We start from the raw sequence: 8673 nt of genomic DNA, 5'->3' as shown, positions 1-8673 counted from the left end.
CGCTTGCGCGCGATGGGGCTTGCGGGAAGCCCCATCGCGCGCAAGCGCGCTCCTACAAAATGCATCTGCGTTGGACTGGCCGGATGAGCGGTGGTCACTGTCCGGACACCTGTCCGCGGACACGCAGCATGGCGAGGCGGCGTCGTATAACTTACGGAAAAATAAGCATTTCAACGGTTGGCACGCGGTTTGCTGAAGACTTCATCAAGTTCTTCAGGGAAGCCAACATGATCCGAGATACCTCCGCCCAGGACCGCCTTGTCGCGGTTGGTCCGAACCGCCATCGCAAGCTGCTCATCGCCGGTGGAGCGGTGGCGGTACTGGTGGCCCTTGGCTTCGCGATTCCGAAGATCGCCACGATGTTCTCGGCCGATTCATCGGTCAGCGCATCGCGCCTCTCGTTCGGCACCGTGAGCCGTGGCCCGTTCGTTCGCGATATCGCCGCGGAAGGCAAGGTGGTTGCCGCGGTAAGCCCAACCATGTACGCACCCTATGGTGGCGCGGTGGTGATGCAGGTGCATGCCGGCGATGTCGTCAAGAAGGGCCAGGTCCTCGCGGTGGTGACCAGCCCGGAGCTGACAAACAAGCTCGCACAGGAACAATCTGCCGCTGATGCCATGCAGACCGAATACCTCCGCGCGCAGGTCGATGCGAAGAAGGCACGCTCGGAACTACAGAAGGCCTACGACAACGCCACGGTCGACCAGACCGCCGCCGATCGCGACCTCAAGCGCTACCAGGGCGCCTTCGACAAGGGCGCGGTATCCAACTTCGATGTCGACAAGGCTAAATCCACACTCGAGAAGGCGGCGATCACGCAGAAGCACGCCCAGAGCGATCTGCAGGTCAACACCGATAGCCTCACCTTCGACATCCAGGCGAAGAAGCTGGCTCACGACCGTCAGGAGCTGTTGGTAAAAGACCTGCAGCGCCAGGTCGACGACCTCAACGTGAAGTCGCCGGTCGACGGCCAGGTTGGCCAGCTCTTCATCGCCGAGCGCGCCACGGTGGCGAAGGATGCGCAGCTGGTGAGCGTTATCGACCTCACCGCGCTGGAAGTCGAAATGAAGGTGCCGGAGAGCTTCGCCCGCGACCTCGCTATCGGTATGCCGGGCGAGATCACCGGTAACGGCAAGGAATGGAAGGGCAAGGTCAGCGCCGTCTCCCCGGAAGTGGTGAATGGCGAAGTGGCCGCGCGCCTCCGCTTCGATGGCCAGTCGCCGCAGCAGCTGCGCCAGAGCCAGCGCCTTTCCGTACGCATCCTGCTCGACAAGCGAGACAACGTGCTCACCGTGCAGCGCGGCTCGTTCGTCGATGAAAGCGCCGGCCGCTATGCCTACGTCGTGAACGATGGCATGGCAGATCGCCGAGATATCCGCGTCGGTGCCAGCAGCATCGACAAGGTCGAAATCCTGGACGGCCTGAAGGAGGGCGACAAGATCGTCATCTCCGGTGCCGATACCTTCGGTGACGCCAAGCACGTCGCCATCGCCCGCTGACCGCCCACCCACTTACCAACGAGGCAACCACCATGTTGAAGATGAACCATCTCGCCAAGGTCTACCGCACGGAAGTCGTCGAGACCTACGCACTGCGCGATTTCAATATCGACGTGAAGGAAGGCGAATTCGTCGCGGTCACCGGCCCCTCGGGTTCGGGCAAGACCACCTTCCTCACGATCGCCGGCCTGCTTGAGACCTTTACCGGCGGCGAGTACCACCTCGATGGGATCGAAGTCAGCCAGCTCAACGACAACGCGCGCTCGAAGATCCGCAACGAAAAGATCGGCTTCATCTTCCAGGCGTTCAACCTGATCCCCGACCTGAACGTGTACGACAACGTGGAAGTGCCGCTGCGCTACCGCGGCATGAAGGGCCCGGAGCGCAAGCAGCGCATCATGGATGCGCTGGAACGCGTCGGCCTGGCCGCACGTGCCCGCCACTACCCGGCGGAACTCTCGGGTGGCCAGCAGCAGCGCGTCGCTATCGCCCGTGCACTGGCCGGTTCACCGCGCCTGCTCCTGGCCGATGAGCCGACCGGTAACCTCGATACGCAGATGGCCCGTGGCGTCATGGAGCTCCTCGAGGAGATCCACCGCGAGGGCGCCACCATCGTCATGGTCACCCACGATCCGGAACTGGCGGCGCGTGCGCAGCGCAATGTCCACGTGATCGACGGCCAGGTGGTGGATCTCTCCGAAGAGCCGCGTTTTCACGCCAACGCGCACGCCCACACCGTCCGTTCCTGATCCCTGGCTCCGCGCCGAAGGTGGCACCTATGTTTGCCTATTACCTCCAGTTGGGCATGCGCAGCCTGCGCAAGAACCCGATGCTCACCGCCCTGATGGTGATGGCCATCGGGTTCGGCGTGGCCGCGTCGATGACGACGTACTCGGTTTACCGGGCGACGTCGCGCGATCCGATCCCGCAGAAATCGAGCGTGCTGTTCAACACGCAGGTCGATGCGTTTGGGCCGGAGAACCTCGAGAACGGCGAGCCGCCGGCAGCGCTTAGCTATACCGATGCCACGGCGATCCTGCGCGCCCACAAGGCTCCGCACCAGGCGATCGTCTATCCGGTGAACGTGTCAGTGATCCCGGATGACCCGTCACGCCTGCCGATGCGCCAGACAGCGTATGCGAACGGCGCCGATATGTTCGGTATGTTCGACATGCCGTTCATCCAGGGGCGCGCGTGGACACGCGATGACGACGAGAAGCATGCAAGCGTGGTGGTCATTACCAAGGACCTCAACGACAAGGTCTTCAATGGCGGCCAGAGCGTCGGCAAGCAGATCAACCTCGATGGCCGCCTCTTCACCATCGTGGGCGTGATGGACAACTGGGCGCCGCAACCGCTGTTCTTCGACGCCCCCAATACGGGGGGCTTCGTCGACGAAGGTGCGTCGGTGTACATGCCGTTCAACCGTGCGATCGACCTGCAGTTGTCTACCAACGGCAACAACAACTGCGTGAAGGAGCCGGAGCAGGGCTGGGATGGTTACCTGCGTTCGGAATGCGTATGGCTCGCCCTCTGGACCCAGCTGGATACCCAGGGTGAGGTCGACGCGTATCGCAACTACCTCAACGGCTACGCCGCTGAACAGCAGCGCGCAGGTCGCTGGAGCTGGGCGCCGAATGTGAAGGTGCGCAACGTGACTGACTGGCTGGATGTGCAGAAGGTCGTGCCCAAGGAATCGACCATTTCGCTGGTCGTATCGCTGGGCTTCCTCGCGATCTGCCTGGTGAATACGATTGGCCTGCTCCTGGCGAAATTCATGCGCCGCTCACAGGAAATCGGCGTGCGCCGCGCCCTGGGTGCCTCGCGAGCCACCATCTATGCCCAGTTCCTGATCGAGGCCGGCGCCGTCGGTATCGCAGGCGGGGTGCTTGGGCTGATATTGACCGGGCTGGGCATGTTGGGCACCTCGCTGGTGTTTCCGTCGGATATCGCCCACCTCGCCACGCTCGACCCCACACTGATCCTCCTGACGCTGCTGACATCGATTGCGGCCACGGTGATCGCCGCCTTTTATCCCACGTGGCGCGCCGCTCAGGTGCAGCCGGCGTGGCAGCTGAAGTCCAACTAAGGGCACGCTGGCATGAACCTCCAGATCAAACCGATCCTCTCCGCACTGCGCCAGCACAAGGCCGGTACCATCCTCATCGCGCTGCAGATCGCGCTGACACTGGCCATCGTGTGCAACGCGCTGTTCATCGTGCACCAGCGCGTCGAGCGCGCGAACCGCCAGACCGGCATGGATGAAAGTAACGTCATCACCGTGCAGAACCGCTACGTCGGCAAGCCGGACACCTTCATCCCGCTCGTACAGACGGACGTGGCGGCGCTGCGTAACATCCCCGGGGTGGATGCGGCTTACGTTACCAATGCGTATCCCCTGCGCCGCGGTGGCTGGTCGACCGGCATACAGATCGATCCGACGAAGACCAAGGATAGCTTGCCGAGCGCGCTGTATTTCGTCGACGAACAGGCGCTTAAAACCCTGGGCGTGAAGCTCATCGCCGGGCGTAACTTTACGCCGTCCGAAGTGGTGAACCTGCCCGCGCAAAGCACGCCCGCGCCGGCGCAGGTCATCATCACCAAGGCGATTGCCGACAAGCTGTTCCCCAAGGGTGATGCACTGGGCAAGACGCTTTACTACGCCAAGAACAAGCCATCCACGGTGATCGGCATCGTCGAGAAGCTTACCGTTCCCTGGGTCGAGTACGACCACATGGATAACGTGACCCTGATGCCCATACGGTTCGATAGTGGGTACCAGCATTTCATCGTCCGGACCAAGCCTGGCCAGCAGGATGCAGTGTTCAAGGCGATCCCACCGGCGCTCTACAAGGTAAGCCGCATGCGTGTGTTGCCCGAAAAGTACGGCGTGCGAACCTTTGACACCGTACGCGCCAATGCTTACGAGGCTGACCATGGCATGGCTATCCTGATGACGGTGGTATGCGCCGTGCTACTGGCGATCACGGCAGCGGGCATCGTGGGCCTGTCTAGCTTTTGGGTAGGCCAGCGCCGCAAACAGATTGGCGTGCGCCGCGCGCTGGGCGCCCGTCGGTCGGACATCCTCAGTTACTTCATGACCGAGAACTTCCTGATCGCGCTCGGCGGCGTCATCGTCGGTACCATCCTGGCCCTGGGGCTCAGCCAGTGGATGTTGAAGTACTTCGAGATGCCGCGTGTCTCCCCGACGTATGTTGGCGTAGGCGTCATCCTGCTGCTCGTACTCGGGCAGGCGGCGGTATTCGCCCCGGCCTTGCGTGCGTCGAAGGTCTCGCCGGTCGAAGCAACGCGCAGCGTCTGATCCAGTCACCTGGGAGTTGTGATGTTTGGTTATTACCTCGAGCTGGCCTTGCGTAGCCTGAAGCGAAGCAAGGCCCTCACGGCACTCATGGTGCTGGCGGTAGCGATGGGCATTGGTGCCTGCATGACCACGCTTACCGTCCTGCACGTGGTGTCGGGCGACCCGATTCCGGCGAAGAGCCACAAGCTGTTCACGCCGCAGGTAGAACCGCGCGACAAGGACAATGGCTTCTACTCCAAGGGAGAGCCGCCGGAACAGGTCTCCTGGCGCGATGGCATGGCGTTGCTGAAGGCACACCGCGCCGACCGCCAGGCACTGATGACCGGCGGCATGGCCCCGGTACAGCCGGCGAATGCGTCGCAGGATCCTTTCTTCGTCCACGCAAGGTATACGACCGCGGACTTCTTCGCGATGTTCGATGTGCCGCTGAAGTACGGCCATGGCTGGTCGGCGACCGAGGACGAGCGCCGCGAGCGTATCGCGGTCATCAGCAGCTCGCTCAACGAAAAGCTGTTCCACGGCGAGGACAGCACCGGCCGGACCGTGCGTTTCAATGGCGCCGACCTGCGCGTTGTCGGCGTTGCCGAGCCCTGGCGTCCGCATCCGCATTTTTATGACCTCAATAGTGGCAACTATGCCGAGAGCGAGGACGTGTACATGCCGCTTGGTACGGCCCGGGACATTCACGGGCCGCGCGCGGGCTCCCGCGATTGCTGGGGCGTGGGTGCCAATGTGGAGGAGTCGACGCTGGAAACCTCGAATTGCACGTGGTTGCAGCTATGGGTGGAGATCGATGATCCAGCCCGGGTGGCTGACTACAAGGCCTTTCTAATCCACTATTCCGAAGACCAGCTGGCTGCGGGAAGTTTTCATATGCCAGCGAACGTTCGCCTGCGCAACGTCGTAGAGTGGCTCGATTTCCAGAAGGTCGTGCCCAGCGATGTGCATCTCCAGGTATGGCTCGCGCTCGGTTTCTTCGTTGTTTGCCTGGTGAACACCGTGGGCCTCATGCTGGCCAAGTTCATGCGCCGTTCTTCCGAGGTGGGCGTGCGTCGTGCACTGGGGGCTTCGCGTCGCGCCGTCTTCGCACAGCTTGTCACCGAGGCAGGCATCGTCGGCCTTGCAGGCGGTGTCGCTGGCCTGCTGCTTGCGTTGTTCGGCCTTTGGATGGTGCGGCAGCAGCCCGACCAGTACGCCTCGCTGGCTCACCTCGACATGTCCATGCTCGCCGGCACATTCGGCATGGCGATCGGTGCCACCGTTGTGGCGGGTTTGCTGCCTGCCTGGCGTGCCTGCCAGATCACTCCCGCCCTGCAGCTGAAGAGTCAGTGATGCTAGATATCCGACCCATCTTATCGACCCTGCACCGGCACAAGGTGACCGCGGTCCTGCTCGTGCTGGAGATCGCGCTGACCTGCGCGATCGTCTGCAACGCCGTGTTCCTCGTGCGCCAGCGCCTCGACTGGATGAACATCAGTTCGGGTGTCGACGAGGCCAATGTGGTGGACGTACGCCCGGTGAATATCGGTGAGACGCCGGATATGCATGGGCGCGTCAAGGAGACCCTTGCGGCCCTGCGTACGATTCCCGGCGTCGACCATGTGACGCTTAGCAACCAGATACCGCTGGGCATGGAATCGTGGAACTCGGGTATCAAGCTCGATCCGAATGTTGCTTCCCCCGCGATGCACGTGACCAATTACTACGGTGAGGACTTGCTGAAAACGCTCGGTAGCGGGCTCGTAGCGGGGCGTGACTTCCGTGCCGATGAATACGCCTGGCTGGACGACGTGACCCTTGGGCGTAAGGATGCGGTCATCCCGCATGTCGCCATCGTCACGGAGTTTGTCGCGGACCGGTTGTTCCAGGGCGATGCGCTGGGTAAGACGCTTTATTACGATGACATTCCGCTACGCATCATCGGGGTCGCGCGCAATGTGGTCCGGCCCAGCGTTTTTGATCGTAGCACCACCTACGGAAGCATCATCTTGCCCGTGCGCATGACGGAAGGGCTTGGCGCGACGTACATTTTCCATACCAGGCCCGGGCAGTCGGATAGCGTGATCAAAGCGGCGGTGACGAAGTTGCGCGAGCTTGATCCGAACCGTGTCATCCTGAGCAAGCGTCACTTCAGCGAGGTTCGCGACGCGTTCTTCGCCAGCGATCGCGCCATGACCCACCTGCTGGTCGGCGTATGTATCGCGCTACTGATCGTCACGGCACTCGGTATCGTCGGTCTCGCCAGCTTCTGGGTTTCCCAGCGCCGCCGCCAGATTGGCGTGCGTCGTGCGCTGGGCGCTACGCGTGGCGATGTGCTGCGCTACTTCCAGACGGAGAATTTCCTGCTCGCGACCATGGGCATCGCATTGGGGATGGTACTGGCGTACGGCATCAATATCGTGCTGATGGTGCGCTATGAGCTACCGCGCCTGCCGGTGACCTACCTGCCGTTGGGCGCCGTGGTGCTGTGGCTTCTTGGTCAGGCGGCGGTATACGCCCCAGCGCATCGCGCGTCGCGCGTTCCGCCGGTCGAGGCGACGCGTGGGAACTGAGTTCGGTTACTACCTTGAAATGGCCGTGCGTAGCTTGCGCCGCAATCCCGTGCTAACGGCGTTGATGATCCTGGCTGTCGCCCTGGGTATCGGTGCGTGTATGACCACGTTGACGGCGCTTCACGTCCTCACCGGTGATCCGCTGCCGGGACGGAGCGGCAGTATCTACATGCCGCGACTGGACCCGCGTGCGGCGGATACGGGCGAGGAAACGACCCCGCCTGTACAGGTGACCTGGACCGACGGCATGGCGCTCCTGCACGCACGCCGCGCCACTCACCAGGCACTCATGGTGGGCGGGTCGGCGACGATTCGCCCCGACGATCCGGGCATGGAGGCCTTCATCACCTCGGGACGGTTTACCACGGCCGATTTCTTTCCCATGTTCGGCACGCCGTTCGCGTTTGGCCAGGGCTGGTCGGATGCGGAGGACGAAGGCCGTGCGCGTGTCGCCGTGATCAGCGATGCGCTGAATGCGCGACTTTTCGACGGTGCCAACAGCGTCGGCCGGGTGCTCCACGTCAACGATGCGAGCTTCCGCATCATCGGCGTCCTTAAGCCGTGGCGCCCGGTGCCGCATTTCTACGATATCTACTCGGGCGAATATGCCAAGGCGGAAGATATCTACGTGCCGTTGACGGCGTCCCGGGATACCGAGTTGCCACGCACAGGCGGTGTCGAGTGCTGGGGCGCTGGCAGCACCGAAGAGAGCGACATGGAACGGTCAACCTGCACGTGGCTACAGTTCTGGGTGCAGCTGGATAATGCGCAGGCAAAGCAGGCATATGCCACGTTCCTCGAGGGCTATGCGCGTGAGCAGCACGCAGCCGGACGCTTTGAACGGAACCTGCCCACGGCGCTTACCGGCGTCCAGGCGTTCCTCGATGAAAGACATGTCGTGCCCAGTGATGTTCGCCTGCAGTTCTGGCTCGCGAGCGGCTTCTTCTTCGTCTGCCTTTTGAATACCGTCGGCCTGATGTTGGCGAAGTTCCTGCGCCGTGCCGGGGAACTAGGCGTGCGCCGGGCACTCGGTGCGTCGCGCCGGGCCATCTTCGCGCAGCTGCTCTTCGAGGCCGGGATCATCGGATTCGCCGGCGGGGTGATCGGCCTCGGTTTCGCCGTGGTCGGTCTCGCGCTGGTGCGCATCAATCCCGATCGAAGTGCGCAGCTCGCCCACCTCGACCTCCCGATGCTCGGTATCACCTTCGTGCTCTCGGTCGTGGCGGCGATGCTGGCGGGGCTCTTCCCCGCATGGCGTGCCTGCCAGGTCCCGCCGGGCCTCCACCTGAAGAGCCAGTGA

The 8673-nt window shown here is 62.9% G+C and carries 7 protein-coding genes; all 7 read left to right on the top strand.

The window, feature by feature from the left end; all coding sequences use genetic code 11:
* Window positions 1-227: 227 nt before the first annotated feature.
* Genes VGN46_RS18260 through VGN46_RS18230 form a run of 7 tightly spaced genes read left to right on the top strand, consistent with a single transcriptional unit; the run spans window position 228 to window position 8673 of the window.
* Complete coding sequence (locus VGN46_RS18260; protein WP_331645850.1) at window positions 228-1499, top strand: efflux RND transporter periplasmic adaptor subunit; 1272 nt, start codon at window positions 228-230, stop codon at window positions 1497-1499.
* Between the two features lie 32 nt (window positions 1500-1531).
* Window positions 1532-2248 carry an ABC transporter ATP-binding protein gene (locus VGN46_RS18255; RefSeq protein ID WP_331645848.1) on the top strand — a complete coding sequence of 239 codons (717 nt, stop codon included), beginning with the start codon at window positions 1532-1534 and terminating at the stop codon, window positions 2246-2248.
* 29 nt (window positions 2249-2277) lie between these two features.
* Window positions 2278-3588 (top strand): ABC transporter permease, encoded by a 1311-nt coding sequence (locus VGN46_RS18250; protein WP_331645846.1) that lies wholly within the window; start codon window positions 2278-2280, stop codon window positions 3586-3588.
* A gap of 12 nt (window positions 3589-3600) precedes the next feature.
* The gene (locus VGN46_RS18245) at window positions 3601-4821 is read left to right on the top strand and encodes an ABC transporter permease (protein WP_331645844.1); all 1221 of its coding nucleotides are present in this window, start codon (window positions 3601-3603) and stop codon (window positions 4819-4821) included.
* A gap of 21 nt (window positions 4822-4842) precedes the next feature.
* Window positions 4843-6153 (top strand): ABC transporter permease, encoded by a 1311-nt coding sequence (locus VGN46_RS18240; RefSeq protein WP_331645842.1) that lies wholly within the window; start codon window positions 4843-4845, stop codon window positions 6151-6153.
* Entirely contained in the window at window positions 6153-7373 is a 1221-nt protein-coding gene (locus VGN46_RS18235; RefSeq protein WP_331645841.1) for an ABC transporter permease, read from the top strand. Before VGN46_RS18240 ends, VGN46_RS18235 begins: the two co-directional genes overlap by 1 nt.
* Window positions 7363-8673 (top strand): ABC transporter permease, encoded by a 1311-nt coding sequence (locus VGN46_RS18230; RefSeq protein ID WP_331645839.1) that lies wholly within the window; start codon window positions 7363-7365, stop codon window positions 8671-8673. The genes VGN46_RS18235 and VGN46_RS18230 overlap by 11 nt, the downstream gene beginning before the upstream one ends.

It is taken from the genome of Luteibacter sp., from assembly GCF_036500425.1.
Classification (GTDB): domain Bacteria; phylum Pseudomonadota; class Gammaproteobacteria; order Xanthomonadales; family Rhodanobacteraceae; genus Luteibacter.
The sequence above is the reverse complement of the archived record's forward strand: the minus strand, read 5'-3'. Positions and strand labels throughout refer to the sequence as shown.